Annotated in this window: 13 protein-coding genes; 7 read left to right on the top strand and 6 right to left on the bottom strand. The window is 70.9% G+C overall.

From position 1 onward, the window contains the following. Window positions 1-495 precede the first annotated feature (495 nt). Entirely contained in the window at window positions 496-993 is a 498-nt protein-coding gene (locus ACGFX9_RS33525; protein ID WP_393481909.1) for a hemerythrin domain-containing protein, read from the bottom strand. 278 nt (window positions 994-1,271) lie between these two features. Between ACGFX9_RS33525 and ACGFX9_RS33520 the strand changes: the two genes are divergently transcribed. Genes ACGFX9_RS33520 through ACGFX9_RS33500 form a run of 5 tightly spaced genes read left to right on the top strand, consistent with a single transcriptional unit; the run spans window position 1,272 to window position 10,228 of the window. Further along, window positions 1,272-4,379, top strand: a complete 3,108-nt coding sequence (locus ACGFX9_RS33520) for an FAD-binding and (Fe-S)-binding domain-containing protein (protein ID WP_393481907.1) — start codon at window positions 1,272-1,274, stop codon at window positions 4,377-4,379. Between the two features lie 50 nt (window positions 4,380-4,429). Further along, window positions 4,430-6,259 carry a thiamine pyrophosphate-requiring protein gene (locus ACGFX9_RS33515; RefSeq protein WP_393481904.1) on the top strand — a complete coding sequence of 610 codons (1,830 nt, stop codon included), beginning with the start codon at window positions 4,430-4,432 and terminating at the stop codon, window positions 6,257-6,259. Window positions 6,260-6,291: 32 nt separating this feature from the next. Further along, a complete protein-coding gene (locus ACGFX9_RS33510; RefSeq protein ID WP_393481901.1) occupies window positions 6,292-7,383 on the top strand; it encodes an enolase C-terminal domain-like protein in 1,092 nt (363 codons plus the stop codon). Window positions 7,384-7,439: 56 nt separating this feature from the next. Further along, window positions 7,440-9,227 (top strand): glycoside hydrolase family 15 protein, encoded by a 1,788-nt coding sequence (locus ACGFX9_RS33505; protein ID WP_393481898.1) that lies wholly within the window; start codon window positions 7,440-7,442, stop codon window positions 9,225-9,227. Then, window positions 9,224-10,228 (top strand): SDR family oxidoreductase, encoded by a 1,005-nt coding sequence (locus ACGFX9_RS33500; protein ID WP_393481895.1) that lies wholly within the window; start codon window positions 9,224-9,226, stop codon window positions 10,226-10,228. The genes ACGFX9_RS33505 and ACGFX9_RS33500 overlap by 4 nt, the downstream gene beginning before the upstream one ends. 46 nt (window positions 10,229-10,274) lie before the next feature. Here the strand turns inward: ACGFX9_RS33500 and ACGFX9_RS33495 are convergent, their stop codons facing one another. Beyond that, window positions 10,275-11,228: a GlxA family transcriptional regulator gene (locus ACGFX9_RS33495; RefSeq protein WP_393481892.1), complete on the bottom strand. Its 954-nt coding sequence runs from the start codon at window positions 11,226-11,228 to the stop codon at window positions 10,275-10,277. Between the two features lie 94 nt (window positions 11,229-11,322). Then, window positions 11,323-11,934: a PepSY domain-containing protein gene (locus tag ACGFX9_RS33490; protein WP_393481889.1), complete on the bottom strand. Its 612-nt coding sequence runs from the start codon at window positions 11,932-11,934 to the stop codon at window positions 11,323-11,325. A 242-nt stretch (window positions 11,935-12,176) separates the two neighbouring features. Here ACGFX9_RS33490 and ACGFX9_RS33485 point away from each other — a divergent pair, with 242 nt between their 5' ends. Next, window positions 12,177-13,733 carry an FAD-dependent oxidoreductase gene (locus ACGFX9_RS33485; protein ID WP_393481886.1) on the top strand — a complete coding sequence of 519 codons (1,557 nt, stop codon included), beginning with the start codon at window positions 12,177-12,179 and terminating at the stop codon, window positions 13,731-13,733. Between the two features lie 16 nt (window positions 13,734-13,749). Here ACGFX9_RS33485 and ACGFX9_RS33480 read toward each other — a convergent pair whose 3' ends face one another. Then, the gene (locus ACGFX9_RS33480; RefSeq protein ID WP_393481884.1) at window positions 13,750-14,607 is read right to left on the bottom strand and encodes a class I SAM-dependent methyltransferase; all 858 of its coding nucleotides are present in this window, start codon (window positions 14,605-14,607) and stop codon (window positions 13,750-13,752) included. 117 nt (window positions 14,608-14,724) lie between these two features. Further along, the gene (locus ACGFX9_RS33475; protein ID WP_393481881.1) at window positions 14,725-15,327 is read right to left on the bottom strand and encodes a helix-turn-helix domain-containing protein; all 603 of its coding nucleotides are present in this window, start codon (window positions 15,325-15,327) and stop codon (window positions 14,725-14,727) included. A gap of 87 nt (window positions 15,328-15,414) precedes the next feature. On the opposite strand from ACGFX9_RS33475, the gene ACGFX9_RS33470 reads away from it, so the two are divergent. Then, window positions 15,415-16,413 carry an NAD(P)/FAD-dependent oxidoreductase gene (locus ACGFX9_RS33470; RefSeq protein ID WP_393481878.1) on the top strand — a complete coding sequence of 333 codons (999 nt, stop codon included), beginning with the start codon at window positions 15,415-15,417 and terminating at the stop codon, window positions 16,411-16,413. A gap of 74 nt (window positions 16,414-16,487) precedes the next feature. Here ACGFX9_RS33470 and ACGFX9_RS33465 read toward each other — a convergent pair whose 3' ends face one another. Then, window positions 16,488-17,303, bottom strand: a complete 816-nt coding sequence (locus tag ACGFX9_RS33465; RefSeq protein WP_393481949.1) for an oxidoreductase — start codon at window positions 17,301-17,303, stop codon at window positions 16,488-16,490. Between the last annotated feature and the right edge of the window lie 138 nt (window positions 17,304-17,441).

The raw sequence follows: 17,441 nt of genomic DNA, 5'->3' as shown, positions 1-17,441 counted from the left end.
TCGGCGGCCTGGGCGGGCGAGGGGGCCATGGTGAGCAGTGCGGCCGTGGCGCCGGCGGTGGCAAGGCCCGCGACGGAGAGCGAGCGGATGCGGGCGATGCGGGTGTTACCGGTGCTGATGGGCATACGGGAGTGAACCTTTTCCATGGGGGACGTGGCGCGGGGCCGGCGCGATCGGAATGGCGGGGTATTCGCGCTGTCCGATTTCCGGCCCTGCGATGTCAGCCATGGTTAGCGGCGAGGGGAAAGGGGCGCAAGGATGTGACGTACTACCCGGCTACGCAGGAGTTTTCCCTGTGGCCGCCCTCGGGGCGATTCCCCGGCCTCCAAGCGCCTTGCCCGTCTACTACCGCCGATAGCGTGTGACGTGGCCCCTATGGGAGGGCTCACAAAGAGGGGGCAGAGTATGCCCGGTTGCCCTTTGCCTATTCCTGTTCGGTCCCCTGAATCTATTCGGCGGCCATCCGCCCCGTCTCAGCTCCTGCCGACCGCCTTCTCAGCTCTTGCCGACCACCTTGCGTACGTTGTCGATGCTTCCGCAGTCCTGAGCCAGGTACTTGCCGCGCACCTTGGAGAAGGCTGCTCCCAGTTCTTCCCGGCGCTCGGCCGGCACGTTCTCACGGGCCCCGTTGAGGATGGTGCGCTCCTCCTCGTCCGTGTGGTGGCTGATCGCCTGGACCAAGCCCTCCAGCTTCTCGTCCCAGTCATCCGAACCCACATCGTCGACCTCGAGCAGGGCCAGCAGGGCCTCATTGCCTTCCTGATGTTCCTCCGAGCCGTGCTCGACCTCGTCGTCGTCGATGTGACGGAACCGCTTGAGCGCCGGATAGACCTCGGCCTCCTCCGCCTCGGCGTGTGCGATCAGGAGCGCGGAGAACTCTCGCAGCGCCTTCGCCCGATCCGCCTCGACGCTGCGCATCCGGTGGAAAAGATCCTCCATCGCGCGATGGTCATCAAGGATGAGGGCGACGACGTCCTGCTGCTTGGCAGCCATGAAGGGGCTCCTCGGTAGATACGGCCGGTTGTTTGCTTGCCTGTACCCCGCATTCCTCGAAGCAATATCCGGTTACCACCAGGTCTTCGCCCTAACGGGCGCACGGCGCGCCTTGCCGCTGCCACTCGTGGCTTTCGTCAGGGCCGATCGGGGCAGCGGCCCGAAATTCGACACGTGAACCCGAGGACTTCGGGTACCGGGCTTTTGCAGACGGTTCGCCCTGGTCCTCACCTGCCGCTGTGTGACCGACCAGGGCCGGTGCATCGAGGAGGTAGCGCATGGCCGCGACAGACAGCGCGCCACCGGGCGAGCAGCCGAGGTCCGGCCCAGGCCCGGCGCCGGACGTGCGGTCCCTGGACCGTGAGCTGCGCCGACGGGTGGACGGTGAGATCCGCTTCGACGCGGGCAGCCGGGGCGCCTACTCGACCGATGGCTCCAACTACCGACAGGTCCCCATCGGAGTCGTGGTGCCACGGACGGTCGACGCCGCGGCAGAAGCGGTCGCGGTCTGCTCCGAGTACGGCGTCCCCGTGCTCTCCCGCGGCGGCGGCACCAGCCTCGCAGGCCAGTGCACCAACGCCGCCGTGGTCATCGACTGGACCAAGTACTGCGACCGGCTTGTCTCGGTCGACGAGACGCGCCGCACCTGCGTAGTGGAGCCCGGGATCGTCCTCGACGAGCTGAACCGGCAGCTGGCGGACCGGCAGCTGATGTTCGGGCCGAAGCCGTCGACCCACAGCCACTGCTCGCTGGGCGGGATGATCGGCAACAACTCCTGCGGCGCGTCCGCCCAGGCCTACGGCAAGACCGTGGACAACGTACGACGGCTGGAGATCCTGACGTACGACGGGCTTCGCTGCTGGGTCGGCCCGACGTCGGACACGGAGTTCGAGGAGATCATCGCGGCGGGCGGGCGCCGTGCGGACATCTACCGCGGGCTTCGCCGCATCATCGACGGCTGCCTCGCCGACGTCCGCCAGGGGTTTCCCGCCATCCCGCGCCGGGTCTCCGGCTACAACCTCGACTCGCTGCTCCCCGAGAAGGGCTTCGACCTGGCCAGGGCGCTCGTCGGCAGTGAGGGCACGCTCGTCACCGTCCTGCGGGCCGAACTCGACCTGGTCGCGGTGCCGCCCTGTGAGTCCATGCTCGTCCTCGGCTACCGCGACATCTGCGCCGCCGCCGACGACGTACCGCGTCTGCTGGCGCACAGCGACCCGTCCCAGCTGGAGGCCCTCGACGGCCGCATGGCGCAGCTGATGCGCGAGGAGGACAGCCACGTCGCCTCGCTGGACGCGTTTCCCGAGGGCGAGAGCTGGCTGCTGGTCCAGTTCACCGGCGACACCTTGGAGGAGGTCGACCGGCAGGGACGCGATCTCATCAGGGCCCTGGGGCGGCAGGAGGGCGACGCCGGCATCTCCTTCTCGGACGATCCGGCCCGCGAACGCAGGATGCTCCGGGCACGCGAGGCGGGCCTCGGGGTGACCGCGCGGCCCCCGGACGAACGGGAGACCTGGGAGGGCTGGGAGGACTCGGCGGTTCCGCCCGAGCGGCTCGGCGACTACCTGCGCGACCTGAAGAAGCTCTTCGCCGAATTCGCCTACGACCACCCCTCCCTGTACGGGCACTTCGGCCAGGGCTGCGTGCACACCCGGATTCCCTTCGACCTCAAGAGCGCCGAGGGCGTGGCCACCTTCCGGAAGTTCCTGTTCCGCGCCGCCGACCTCGTCACCTCCTACGGAGGCTCGCTCTCCGGAGAACACGGGGACGGCCAGGCACGCGCCGAACTCCTGCCCAGGATGTTCGGCGAGCGCCTGGTGGCCGCCTTCGGCGAGGTCAAGGCGCTGTTCGACCCGGACAACAGGATGAACCCCGGGAAGGTCGTCGACCCCCGTCGCACCGACGACAACCTCCGCCTCGGCCCGCACTGGCGCCCCAGGGACGAGCAGACCCACTTCCAGTACCCCGATGACGACGGGTCCTTCAGCCAGGCCGTGATGCGCTGCGTCGGAATCGGGAACTGCCGCTCCCACTCCGGCGGAGTGATGTGTCCCTCCTACCGGGCGACCGGCGAGGAGGAGCACTCCACCCGTGGGCGGGCACGGCTCCTCTTCGAGATGCTGGGCGGCCACCAGGACACGACGATCACCGACGGCTGGCGCTCCACCGAGGTGCGCGACGCCCTCGACCTCTGTCTGGCCTGCAAGGGCTGCAAGTCCGACTGCCCCGTGGGCGTGGACATGGCCACCTACAAGGCGGAGTTCCTGGCGCACCACTACACGCGAAGGCTTCGTCCCGCGGCCCACTACTCGCTGGGCTGGCTCCCCCTCTGGGCCCACCTGTCGCGCCTCGCACCCGGACTCGTGAACGCCGCGCTGAACGCTCCCGGCCTCGCCCGCCTAGGCAAACGGCTCGCGGGCGTCGCGGGGGAGCGGCAGCCGCCCGCGTTCGCCGCCGAGTCCTTCACCCAGTGGTGGCGGACCCGGAACAGCCAGCGGCCGGAGCCCGGTGACGCACGCACGGTGGTCCTGTGGCCCGACACCTTCACCACCTTCTTCCACCCGGACATCGCGAAGTCGGCCGTCCGGGTCATGGAGGACGCCGGGTTCCGGGTCGCCGTACCGGACGAAGCCGTGTGCTGCGGCCTGACCTGGATCTCCACCGGACAGCCCGCCACCGCGAAGCGGGTGCTGCGCAGGACCATCGACGTGCTGCGACCGTGGATCGAGGCAGGCACCCCGATCGTCGGCCTGGAACCGTCCTGCACCGCTGTGTTCCGCTCGGACGCCCCCGAACTCCTGCCGCACGACGAGGATGTGCGGCGCCTGTCACGGCAGTTCCGCACCTTCGCCGAACTCCTGGTGAACGACGCCCCCGACGACTGGCGCCCGCCCGTGCTGGCGCGGAGCGCGACGGTGCAGACCCACTGTCACCAGCACGCCGTCACGAAGTTCGACGCGGACCGTGAGCTCATGCGGCGTGCGGGCATCGACGCCGACGTACTGGACTCGGGCTGCTGCGGGCTCGCCGGGAACTTCGGGTTCGAACGCGGGCACTACGCGCTGTCCATGGACATCGGCGAGCAGGGAGTACTGCCGGCCGTGCGGGACGCCGCGCCCAGCGCCCTGGTCGTGGCGGACGGATTCAGCTGCCGCACACAGATCGAACAGGGCTCGACCGGCAGGCGGGCTATGCACCTGGCCGAGGCTCTGGCACTCGGCCTGGACGGCCCCCTGCCCGCGACCGGCCCGGAGCGGGCCATCGGCCGCCCCGCCGCACCGGTCCGCGGCGCCCGCCTCATGGCAGCCGGGGCCTTCACCGCGCTGGGCACGGCCACCGCCGGGGCCCTGTACGCCGCGGTGCGCCGGGCCCGGCGCACCGCGCGCTAGCGAAACGGATCACCACCGCACACCAAGCACTACCGAAAGGAAGCAACACCATGGCGACCAAGGTCTCCGACTACATCCTGCAACGCCTGCGCGAGTGGGAAGTCGACCACGTCTTCTCCTACGCCGGTGACGGGATCAACGGTCTCCTCGCCGCGTGGGGCCGCGCCGACAACAACCCGAAGTTCGTGCAAGCCCGGCACGAGGAGATGGCCGCGTTCGAGGCTGTGGGGTACGCCAAGTTCTCCGGCAAGGTGGGGGTCTGCGCCGCCACCTCGGGACCAGGAGCCATCCACCTCCTGAACGGCCTGTACGACGCGAAGCTGGACCACGTCCCCGTGGTCGCGATCGTGGGCCAGACCAACCGGAGCGCGATGGGCGGCTCCTACCAGCAGGAAGTCGACCTCCTGAGCCTCTACAAGGACGTCGCGTCCGACTTCTGCGAGATGGTGACCGTCCCCGAGCAACTGCCCAACGTGATCGACCGGGCCATGCGCACGGCGTACGGCAAACGAACGGTCACCGCGGTGATCGTTCCCGCGGACGTCCAGGAGCTGGACTACACGCCGCCGACGCACGCGTTCAAGATGGTCCCCTCCAGCCTCGGCGTGAGCAACTACGCCCCCACCCCGGCCCCGGACGACATCGAACGGGCCGCCGAGGTGCTGAACGCCGGGGAGAAGGTCGCCATCCTGGTCGGGCAGGGCGCACGCGGCGCACGCGCCGAGGTCGAGCGGCTGGCGGACCTGCTGGGCGCCGGTGTGGCCAAGGCACTGCTCGGCAAGGACGCCTTCCCCGACGATCTGCCGTACGTGACGGGGTCGATCGGCCTCCTTGGCACCCGGCCCTCGTACGAGATGATGCAGGACTGCGACACGCTCCTGGTGATCGGATCCAGCTTCCCCTACAGCCAGTTCCTGCCGGAGTTCGACCAGGCCCGCGCGGTGCAGATCGACATCGACCCGTTCATGATCGGCCTGCGGTATCCGTTCGAGGTCAACCTGGTCGGTGACGCGCGCGCGAGTCTCGAAGCCCTCATCCCGCGGTTGAAGCGGAAGAAGCACGGAGCCTGGCGCAAGAAGATCGAGAAGGACACCGCCCGGTGGTGGGAGGTCATGGAGCGGCGTGCCGCGGTGGAGGCCGACCCGGTCAACCCCGAATACGTCGTGCACGCCCTCGACGCCCTCCTGCCGAGCGACGTGATGCTCGCCGCCGACTCCGGGTCCGCCGCGAACTGGTACGCCCGCCACCTGCGCATGCGCGGCACCATGCGCGGCTCGCTGTCCGGCACGCTCGCCACGATGGGCCCCGGCGTGCCGTACGTCATCGGCGCGAAGTTCGCCCATCCCGAGCGGCCCGCCCTCGCGATCGTCGGGGACGGCGCCATGCAGATGAACGGCATGGCCGAACTCATCACCGTCGCCAAGTACTGGCAGGAGTGGCAGGACCCCCGGCTGATCGTCGCCGTCCTGAACAACCAGGACCTCAACCAGGTCACCTGGGAGATGCGCGCCATGTCCGGCGCACCGCAGTTCCTGCCCTCGCAGGCACTGCCCGACGTCCCCTACGCCGACTTCGCCCGCTCCATCGGCCTCGACGGCGTACGGGTGGAGAAGCCGGGCGACGTCGAGTCCGCCTGGCACCGGGCCCTGGGCGCCGACCGGCCGTTCGTCATCGACTTCCGGACCGACCCGGCCGTCCCCCCGATCCCTCCGCACGCCACCCTCGACCAGATCGAGTCGGCGGCCCTGTCCATCCTCAAGGGCGACAGCGACCGGACCGCGGTGGTGCGCCAGGGGTTCAAGGCCAAGGTGCAGGAAATGCTGCCCGGCCACCGCCGCGAGTCAGGCCCCCGCGGCACGCAGGGACCGGAAGGCAAGTGACCCGGCGCGCCGGGGGCGGAGACGATCCCGTGGTGGACCGTGTCGAGACCGCCGTCTACACCGTGCCCACCGACGCCCCGGAGGGCGACGGCACCCTCGCGTGGGACTCGACCACGCTGATCCTGGTGCGGGCGCACTCGGGCGATGTCACCGGGCTCGGCTACACCTACGGGGCAGCGGCCACCGCCCGTGTCGTCGACGACCAGCTCGGCGGCCTCGTGACGGGCCGCTGTGCGTGGGACGTGCCCGCCGCCAACGAGGCGATGAGCCGCGCGGTGCGCAACGCAGGACGCCCCGGCCTGATCGCCGGGGCCGTCTCGGCCGTCGACATCGCCCTGTGGGACCTCAAGGCCCGCCTGCTGGACCTGCCCCTCGCACGGCTCCTCGGGGGCAGTGGCAGGGAGGTGCCCGTCTACGGCAGCGGCGGCTTCACCCCGTACGACGACGACCAGCAGGACCGGCAGTTGCGCGGCTGGGCGGAGGGGCAGGGCATCCCCCGGGTCAAGATCAAGATCGGCGAGGCGTGGGGGCGGGCCGAGCGACGCGACCTGGAGCGCGCCGCCCGGGCCCGGCGCAGCGTCGGCGACGACTGCGAGCTGTACGTCGACGCCAACGGCGCCTACAGCCGCAAGCAGGCGATCCGCGTGGCCGGGCACCTCAGGGACCACGACGTGACCTGGTTCGAGGAGCCCGTCTCCTCCGACGACCTGACCGGGCTCGGCCAGATCCGGGAGGCGACGGCGGCGGATGTCACCGCGGGCGAATACGGGTACGCCCTGCCCTACTTCTGGCAGATGGTCGGCGCGGACGCGGTGGACTGTCTCCAGGCCGACGCGACCCGCTGCGGAGGCATCACCGTCTGGCTGCGCGTCGCCGCCCTGGCCGAAGCCGCCGGGCTGCAGATCTCCGGGCACTGTGCCCCGCACGTCCACGCCCATGCCGCGGCCGCCGTGCCCAACCTCCGCCATCTGGAGTGGTTCCACGACCATGTGCGGATCGAGGAGCTGTTCTTCGGGGGAGTGCTCGACCCGGCAGGCGGCACGATCCGTCCCGGGGAGAGCGGGGCCGCCGGACACGGTCTCGACTTCCGCGACGGGGCCGCGGAACGCCACCGCGTCCGGTGAACGACCGCACGCCACCGCTTCCGGTGAGACACCGCACGCCGACGACAAGGAGGCGCATGATTCGCCCACACCTGCCCCACGACGCGCCCCCACCGCACGTACTGCGCGAATACGCGCTGCTCGCCGACGGTGAACGCGGCGCGCTGGTCGGGCCCGAGGGCGACATCGTATGGATGTGCGCACCGCGCTGGGACTCCGCGGCGGTGTTCTCCGCACTCATCGGCGGCGCGGGCCACTACACCGTCGCCCCTGGTGAGCGTTACGTCTGGGGCGGCTACTACGAAGACGGCACCCTGATCTGGCGCAACCGCTGGGTCACCACGAGCGGCGTCATCGAATGCCGCGAGGCGCTCGCCTTCCCCGGCGACGCGCAGTGCGCGGTCCTCCTGCGCAGGATCACCGCGGTCCAGGGTGAGGCGCGTGTCACCGTACGGCTCGAACCGCACGCCGACTTCGGCGAGAGCCCGCCCCGGCACGTGCGCCGCGGCGACTCCGGTGTGTGGACCGGACGCAGCGGCTCCCTGCGGTGGCGCTGGACGGGCGCAGGCGAGGCCCGCCCCGTCCGCTCCGGCCTCCGGACGACAGGCCTGGACACCGAACTCGTGCTGCCGCCCGGCGGCCACCACGACCTGGTCCTCGAACTCTCCGACGCGGAGCTCGGCCGCCCCGTGGACCCGGACCAGGCGTGGAACGCCACGGAAAGCGCGTGGTTCCGCGCGGTGCCCCCGCTGCAGGCCTCGCTGGCGCCCGAGGACGCCCGTCATTCCTGCACCGTGCTGCGCGGCCTCACCGGCTCGACGGGCGGCATGGTGGGGGCGGCGACGACCAGCCTCCCCGAGCGGGCCGGAGCGGGGCGCAACTACGACTACCGGTACGTGTGGATCCGCGACCAGTGCTACGCCGGGCAGGCAGCGGCTGCCGCCGGCGCCGACGCCCTGACCGACGACGCCGTACGGTTCGTCGCCGCACGCCTCCACGCCGACGGGCCGCGCATGGCGCCCGCCTACACCGTCACCGGCGGCCCGGTCCCGGACCAGCGGTCGCTCGACCTTCCCGGCTACCCGGGAGGCCACGACCTGACCGGCAACTGGGTCAACCGGCAGTTCCAGCTCGACGCGTTCGGCGAGGCGCTGCTGCTCTTCGCCGCCGCGGCCCGGGCGGGCAGGCTCGACGGCGACGGCTGGCGAGCGGCGGGCATCGCGGCCGACACGATCGCCCGGCGACGCGGTGAACCGGACGCGGGGATCTGGGAGTTGGACGCCCGTGCCTGGACCCACAGCCGCCTCCTCTGCGCCGCCGGACTCCGGGCGATGGCGGGGTGCGCGCCGCCCGCCAAGGCCGCCGGGTGGGCCGCTCTCGCCGACACGCTGCTCGCCGAGACGTCCGCGACCAGCATCCACCCCTCCGGGCGCTGGCAGCGCGCCACCGACGACCCAGGCCTTGACGGGGCGCTGCTGATCCCCCCGGTCCGCGGGGCCCTGCCCGCCGCCGACCCCAGGACGGTGCGGACGCTCGACGCCTACCGCGCGGAGCTGACCCGTGACTACTACGCCTACCGGTTCCGCCACGACGAACGCCCCCTCGAAGAAGCCGAAGGCGCCTTCCTGCTGTGCGGATACGTCATGGCGCTCGCCGAACACCAGCAGGGAAACCAGACGGAGGCCCTGCGCTGGTTCGAGCGCAACCGGGCCGCCTGCGGGCCGCCCGGTCTCTTCACGGAGGAGTACGACATCACCCAGCGACAGCTCCGCGGCAATGTTCCGCAGGCCTTCGTACACGCCATGATGCTCGAATCCTCCATCCGCCTGGCCACAGCACCCGGATCGGAAGGAAAGCAGTCATGACCCAGACCGTTGTCATCACCGGAGCGAGCGCGGGGATCGGCCGGGCCACGGCCCGCGCGTTCGGGGCGCGCGGCGACGACGTCGTCCTGCTCGCCCGCGGCCAGGCGGGGCTTGACGCTGCCGCCCGCGAGGTCGAGGAAGCGGGAGGGCGCGCGCTCGTCGTCCCCACGGACGTCGCCGACCACCAAGCGGTCGAAGCCGCCGCCGAGGAGGCCGTGCGGTCCTTCGGCCGCATCGACGTCTGGGTCAACGCGGGATTCACCTCGGTCTTCGCGCCCTTCACCGAGATCACGGCGGAGGAGTACGAACGCGTGACGCAGGTGACCTACCTCGGGTTCGTCAACGGCACCCGGACAGCTCTGGCCCATATGACACCCCGTGACGCCGGCACCATCGTGCAGGTCGGATCCGCGCTCGGCGCGCGATCCATCCCCTTGCAGTCCGCCTACTGCGGGGCCAAGCACGCCATCAACGGCTTCACCTCTTCCGTACGCACCGAACTCATGCACCAGGGCAGCGGCGTGCGGATCACCGTGGTCCAGATGCCCGCCGTCAACACCCCCCAGTTCTCCTGGGTCCTCTCCCGGTTGTCCCGGCGACCGCAGCCGGTGGCGCCGATCTACCAGCCCGAAGTCGCCGCGGCCGCCGTCCTTCAGGCCGCCGACCATCCCGGTCGCAAGCAGTACTTCGTGGGATCCGGTACGACAGCGACCCTCGTCGCCAACAAGATCGCGCCGGGGCTGCTCGACAGATACCTCGCCCGCACCGGATACGACGCCCAGCAGACCGACCAGGCCGACGACCCGGACCGGCGCTACAACCTCTGGCACCCGGTGGACGACGACACCGACCACGGGGCGCACGGATCCTTCGACAAGGAATCCCACCGACATGACCCACAGCTGTGGGCCTCCCGGCACCCGGCGCTCGCCGCGGTCGCGGCGGCGGGCGCGGCCTGCGGTGCGATGGCGCTTGGCGCGCGGCGGCGCGGGAGGCGGTGAGAGAGCCCCAGCCAGGCACTTCAAGTCAAGCCAGGCACCTCGTGCTTCACCGGGCCTCGCCGAACGTCCTGCGGTAGGCGCCCGGGGTCGTGCCGAGGGCGTCCCGGAAGCGACGGCGCAGGTTGATGGCCGATGCGAGTCCCACCCGGGTCGCGATGGCCTCCACCGGAAGGTCGGTCTGTTCCAGCAGAACCCTTGCCGCGTCGATGCGTTGGCGCAGCAGCCACTGGCCGGGGCTGACGCCCAGCTGTTGGGTGAAACGCCGTGCGAGGGTCCGGCTCGAAAGGCCGGCGTGCTCGGCGAGCCGGTCGAGGGTCAACCGGGAGTCGAGCCGGGCGTTGGCCCACTCCAGCAGGGGCGCCAGGGACCCGTCGGCCCTGTCGGGCGCGGGCGGTTCGGCGTACTGGAGTTGGCTGCCCTCCCGGTGCGGGGGCAGCACCATGCTCCGCGCGATCCGAGCGGCGTAAGCGGCACCGTGGTCGCGGCGCACCAGGTGCAGGCACAGGTCGATGCCCGCGCCGGTCCCGGCACTGGTCGCCACGTCTCCGTGATCCACGTACAGGACGTCCGGGTCCACCTCGACTTCGGGGAACTCGGCGGCGAGTTGACCGGTACTGGCCCAGTGCGTGGTGGCGCGGCGGCCGTCGAGCAGCCCGGCCTGAGCCAGTACGAACGCTCCTGTGCAGATGGCGACGATCCTGGACCCGCGCCGGTGCGCGCGACGCAAGGCCTCCAGAACCTCCGGCGGCGCGGGGTCGCCGACCGGCTGCCAGCCCGGCACGACGACGGTGTCGGCCCCCTCCAGCGCGGACAGTCCGTCCTGGATGAGCAGTTGATACCCGGCGGTGGTGGGCACGGGCCCGGGCCGCCGGGTGCACACGCGGAAGTCGTAGTACGGCTTCACCCCCGCCCGCACGGTGCCGAAGACCTCGGAGGCGCAGGCGAGTTCGAAGGGGGACTGCGGCGGGCTGAGCAGCGCCACCACTCGATGGCGGTTCATGGCAGAAAGATAACCGTGGACGTCTTTCCGGTCTTTCGAGCGGGAGTCGATCAGCCGGCCACGCGCGCACTCAGCATGCGGTCACCGGCGGCTGTCAGTCCTTGTCGACGTGCTCCCGCAGGACCTTGCGGTTGGTCGCGTCGATGTCGAAGGTCGTCTTGTTCCAGTTGTCGGTCGTCACGACGTCGACGGACCACTTCGGTGTCTTGTTGTCGGTGTCGTCGAGTTCGACGGAACTGACGGTTCCCTTGGTCTTGTACGTGGCGGTCTTGGCGGCATCTTGAGGCGTGACGGTGGCCTTGCCCAGCAGATCCGCCAGTTCGCGCTTGTCGTCGGCGTCCTCGTCCGACTTGGCCTGGGGCTTGTCGGCCTTGCCGGTGACGGCGTCGACGAGGACGGTGTGTTCGGCGCCGTCGGCCGTCGCCACCTTGGCCTCCCACTTGGGGCTGTCGACAGGGCCGTCGAGCTCGATCGAGACCGGCTTGGACTTCGGTACCGCCGCTACCGCGGTGCTCAGCGCCTTGTCGTAGCCGACCTTGGCCTTGGGGATGAGGGCCTTCCGCTCCGACTGGTCGTCGGTGAGGCTGCTCTCGCTCGCCGAAGCGGAGGGCGATGGCTTGGCGGCCTGGGCGACGTCAGCCGCGCCGGTCTTGGCGGTGGCGCCGTTCTCTTCGTTGCCGCAGCCCGTGAGCAGGGCTCCGGCCACGGCCGCGGTACACAGCAGGCGGACGGCGCCTCGGGAGACGGGTCGGTGACCTTGGTTCGGGCGGAAAGAGTTGCTTTTTGTGACCATGTCATCACTTTAGGTGATAAGGCCGGTCGCTGCTGTGTCACGCATGCCGCCCGCGCGCCAGGTGGCTCGGCGGCCCGGCTCCCCGCGGTGGCCGACATGCCCATCCGGTCGGCAGAGGCAAGAATCTTCCGTACGGATGGAGGCACTCGAATCGCATGAGTACACACCGCACTTCCGAAACCGCGTCGCTGCCCGGCCGCGACGAGTCGTACTGGATGGCCACGAGCCCCACCACCTCGTATCCGCCGCTCGCCGCCGACGCGGAGGCTGACGTGGTCGTCGTGGGCGGGGGCATCGCGGGGCTCAGCACCGCCTGGGAGCTGGCCCGCGCCGGGCGCGGCGTCATCGTGCTCGAAGCCGACCGGATCGCCGCCGGGGTGACAGGGCACACCACCGCCAAGGTCTCCGCCCTGCACGGGCTGATCTACGACCGTATCGCCGGCACCCGAGGTGCGGAGGCGGCCCGGCTGTACGCACGTTCGCAGCAGGGGGCCGTCGACCGGATCGAGGCCGTCGCGGGAGAGCTGGGCGTCGACTGCGCGTGGGAGCGGCGCCCCGCCTTCACGTACACCACCCGCCACGAGGACCGTGACGCACTGCGAGCGGAGGCCGCCGCCGTCCAAGAGGCGGGCCTGGACGCCCAGTACGTCGAGGAGACCACGCTGCCCTTCGAGGTGGCGGGGGCCGTTCGGGTCGAGGGACAGGCCCAGTTCCATCCCCGTACCTACCTGCTCGCGCTGGCCGAGGACCTGAAGGCGCACGGGGGAGTGATCCACGAACGGACCCGGGTGACCGGGCTGCGGGAGGGCACTCCCTGCCGGGTGACCAGCGAGGCTGGCCACACCGTCACCGCCCGCGACGTGGTCGTGGCCACGCACTACCCCGTCTTCGACCGTGCGCTGCTCTTCGCCAGGCTCTCCCCGCGCCGGGAACTCGTTGTCGCGGCGCCACTGTCGGCCGAACCGGACCTGGACGGCATGTACTTGACCGAGGACGACAACAAGCGGTCCGTGCGTACGGCGCCTTACGGCGACGGCCGGCGGCTGCTGATCGTCACCGGCGAGAGCTTCACGCCGGGGGAGGGGGACGCCGCCGCCGGTTTCGCCCGCCTCGACGCCTGGATGCGCGGCCACTTCGCGGTCGATGAGACGGCCTATCGCTGGGCGGCGCAGGACAACGACGTCAGCGACACGGTGCCCATGATCGGCTACTTCCACCCCGGCGCACATCACACCTACGTGGCCACCGGCTTCGGCGGCTGGGGCATGAGCGGCGGCGCCCTGTCGGGGCAGCTCCTGACCTCGCTCATCGGGGGCGAGGAGCCGCCGTGGGCCGGATTGTACGACCCGCGCCGGCTCTGGAGCGCGGTGCGCGAGGCCCCGGCTCTGCTGAGCCAACAGGCCGATGTGGCACGTCACTTCGTCGGCGACCGGCTCAGGACCACCCACGTCGACTCGATCAGCGAGGTCGCCCCGGGCACGGGCGCGGTGGTGCGGGTGAACGGCAGCCGGTGCGCGGTCTACCGCGACGACACCGGCGCCACCCAGGCCGTGTCGGCGCGCTGCACCCACCTCGGCTGCCTGGTCGCCTTCAACGCGGCCGAGACATCCTGGGAGTGCCCCTGCCACGGCTCCCGCTTCGCCACGGACGGCACTGTGCTGCAGGGGCCCGCGACGCGACCGCTCGAACCCCGGGAAGTGCCGGAGAAGTAGCCCGCCACGAGCGCCTTCAGGTACGTCGTGTACGTCGGGCGGCCCACACGGTGCGTTCGGTACGTACCGTCAGATCGCCGCGGCGCAGAATGCTGTGCGGGCTCTGGTCGTCGAGCAGTTGGTCGAGCGCGGTGAGGTCATCGGGCGCCAGTGTGCCGGCTACGCCGGGACGCATGCGGCGCAGGCTGTTGAGGGCGTAGCGGGCCACGGCGTCGTCGGCGTGCGGGGGGCCGAGGTTCACGGTGATGGTGCGTTCCCCTTCGAGGGCGAAGCCGGCCGCGGTCAGCTTGGGGCCCCAGTCGGCGCCGCGGTGCGGCACCTGCTCGGTGTGGTGCTGGTCGAGTGCGGCATGGCAGCGCTCCTCAAGGCCAGGACGGCTTTCCGGCGCGCCACTTGGCAAGAAGCGCGGGAAGCCTGCCAGTTCGACGACGGCGAACAGCCCGCCCGGCGCGAGCGTGTCGTGGACTTGGCGCAGCGTGCGGTCGGGGTCGGACATGTGGTGCATGGAGGCCGATGCCCAGACCAGTTGTGGCGTGCCGAGGTCGGGCCAGACCGCGTCGAGGTCGGCCTGAACGGTCCGTACCCGGTCCGCGAGGCCTGCCGCCTCGGCCTTCTCCCGCAGGCGGTGCAGATGACTGGGCGAGGTGTCGACGGCGCTCACCTCGGCTTCGGGGAAGCGGTTGAGCAGGGCGAGGGTGCCGGCCCCGGTTCCGCAGCCCAGATCAACGATGCGTCGGGGCGCGGATTCGACGGGCAGCCATGCGGCGATGGAGGCGATGTGCTCGGCGAGGACCTCCGCGTCCAGGTCGAGTATCTCGGCCTGGCCGTGGGCGTCGTGGGCGTCGTGGGCTGTGTGCGGGGAGGTGCGTGTCATGGCGCCCACGCTAGGAGGACCGAGAGCCTGCGGCGCGACTGCTTCCCGAAAGAGCAAGACAATGGCCGCTTGGCCTGCGGTGTGCGCAAGAGGGCCCTGAGCTGGGACGGCACTTGGTCACCGGGGCGGGCCCTCCGCGTCGGCGGTGTCCTGACCGCGCTGGTGGCCGCGGCGGGCGTCGCGGTCGAAGATCCCCAGGATCTCGCAGGGTCCGCCGTCGGCGCCGATGGCGTGCGGGAGCATCGTGGGGAACTCGGCGGCCTGGTTGGTCTCCACGCGAAAGCGCCGGTTGCCGAGCAGCAGGACCGCGGTGCCGGACAGGACGACGAGCCATTCACGGCCCGGGTGGGCGCGCATGCGTGAGGGGTTGTCGGGCGGCGGGTTCGTCATGCGCTGGCGTACGACCGTCATGCCGGGGTCCGCGCGGATGGGCCACCGCATCAGCCCATGGGCCGCGTCGATCGTCGGGCTGGAGATGACGTCGTCGGTGGCGGTCTCCACCAGCTGATCGAGCGTGGTGTCCAGGGCGCGGGCCAGAGTGACGAGCTGGTCCAGGGCGAGACGGCGTCGGCCGTTCTCGATGCGGCTGAGCGTGGAAGGGCTGAGCCGAGCGCGGGTGGCAAGTTCGTCGAGGGACCAGCCCTGCGCCACCCGAAGGGCGCGGATCCGCTTGCGTACGAGGCTGTCGAGGTCACCATCGTCTTGCGTCATAGGCAACATCGTATGCCGATGGCGCAAAGAGTGCTTAGCGTGCAGATGTAAGGCCCCGCCGGGGCCTGCTTGCTCACCGCGAGGAAAGGTCCACCCATGTCTGTGACGACTACCGAATCCACCGACCGTTTGCCCGCACCCGGTGAGACGGTCGACGCCGTCGTGGTCGGCGGCGGTGCCGCCGGCCTGAACGGCGCACTCATGCTCGCCCGCTCCCGCCGCTCGGTCGTCGTGATCGACAGCGGCACCCCGCGCAACGCCCCTGCCAAGGGCGTGCACGGCCTGCTCGGCCTCGACGGCACGCCCCCCGCCGAACTGCTGCGCACCGGCCGCCGAGAAGTGCGCCGCTACGGAGGGACAGTGGTGACCGGCGAGGTGATCGCCGCAGCTCCGGCCGACCCGTCCCCTGAGGGAGACCAGCGCTTCACCGTCACCCTGGCCGAAGGCGGCACGCTGCACGCGCGCCGTCTGCTGGTGGCCACAGGCCTGCGGGACGTCCTGCCGGACATCCCCGGGCTTGCCCGGCACTGGGGACATGGGGTGGTGCACTGCCCGTACTGCCACGGCTGGGAGGTGCGCGACGAGCCCATCGGCGTCCTGGCCGTGGGCCCGGCCTCCATCCACCACGCGATGCTGTTCCGCCAGTTGACCGACGACTTGGTCTACTTCACCCGGAACACCGACCTGGACGCGGAGACCCGGGCGCGATTCGCCGCTCGCGGCATCCGGGTCGTGGACGGGCCGGTGGCCTCGGTCGAACCCACAGGGGACGGGGACATCGAAGGCGTACGCCTGGAAGGCGGACAGACCGTCGCCCGCCGGATCCTCGCGGTGGCGACCACCATGCAGGCCCGCACCGAGGGCCTGGAGGGTCTGCACCTGCCGATGCAGGACCTGCCGAACGGCATGGGCCGCCACTTCGCCACCGGCATGGCCGGCACCACTCAGGTGCCGGGCGTCCGGGTGGCGGGCAACGCCACGGACCTGGCGGCCCAGGTCGGCGCATCGGCCGCGGCCGGCGCTCAGGCGGGCGCGCACATGAACGCCGACTTGGCGTCCGCCGACACCGACGCGGCGCTCGCCGCCGCGCGGTGAGGAAACTTGCAGGCGGGCTTGTCCCAGCGCGCGCCCCTGAAGGCCTCGATCGCCCTTCGGGGGCTCCAGGGCTGTCACCGCTCCAGTTTGTTGAACTTGCGGATCTGCTGGTCGAAGACCCGGGCGGGAGCGATACGCCGCAGCAGACTGATGCGCCGGGCGAACGGCCCGGCGGTGGCGCGCAGCTTCGGCTTGCGGGCGGTGGCCGCCGTGACGATGGCCTGGGCGACGACGGTGGGAGCGTCGCCCCCCGTGACCGACCCGGCGACCACTCGGTCGACGACGCGCCGCTGCTCCGCGTAGGCGGGCAGGGGGGTGTCGGGCTGTACGAGATTGCCCTCGAACGCGGTGTTGGTACCGCCGGGTTCGACGAGCAGGACCCTGACCCCGTGCTCGCGGACCTCATGGTCCACGGATTCGGAGTACCCCTCGACCGCGTGCTTGGACGCGATGTAAGTGGCCATGAAGGGCTGGGGGATGAGTCCGTAGATCGACGAGAGGTTGATGACGCGGCCACGGCCCTGGGCGCGCATATGGGGCAGGACGGCCCGCATCATGCGGATGACGCCGAAGACGTTGATGTCGAAGACGCGCTGGTGCTGTGCCAGGGAGCTTTCCTCGGCGGCGCCGGACGAGCCGATGCCGGCGTTGTTGACCAGCACGTCGATCCGGCCGAACCGATCGATGACCTGTTGGACCAGCGTGGTGACCGAGGCATCGCTGGTCACGTCGAGGTCGAGGAAGGTCACGCCCTTGCGCGGGGCGACCTTCGAAGTGTTCCGGCTGGTTCCGATCACCTCGAAACCTGCTTCGACGAGCGCGAGGGCAGTGGCTTCTCCGATGCCGGAGGACGCGCCTGTCACGAGCGCTACCGGGCGTTTTGTCACCATCATGTACTCCTGAAGTTTGATCACGCTTGCGAGTAACCGCATCTTCAGGGTATCCGTTCCAGCGATAACTGCAACTCGACTGTCGCTGTTTATGCCGGATCTGCAGCTCAGGGGTATCTTCTTTGGGGACAGGGGTCG

It is taken from the genome of Streptomyces sp. NPDC048436 (assembly GCF_043200355.1).
Classification (GTDB): domain Bacteria; phylum Actinomycetota; class Actinomycetes; order Streptomycetales; family Streptomycetaceae; genus Streptomyces.
This window is presented reverse-complemented; position numbering and strand designations above follow the sequence as displayed.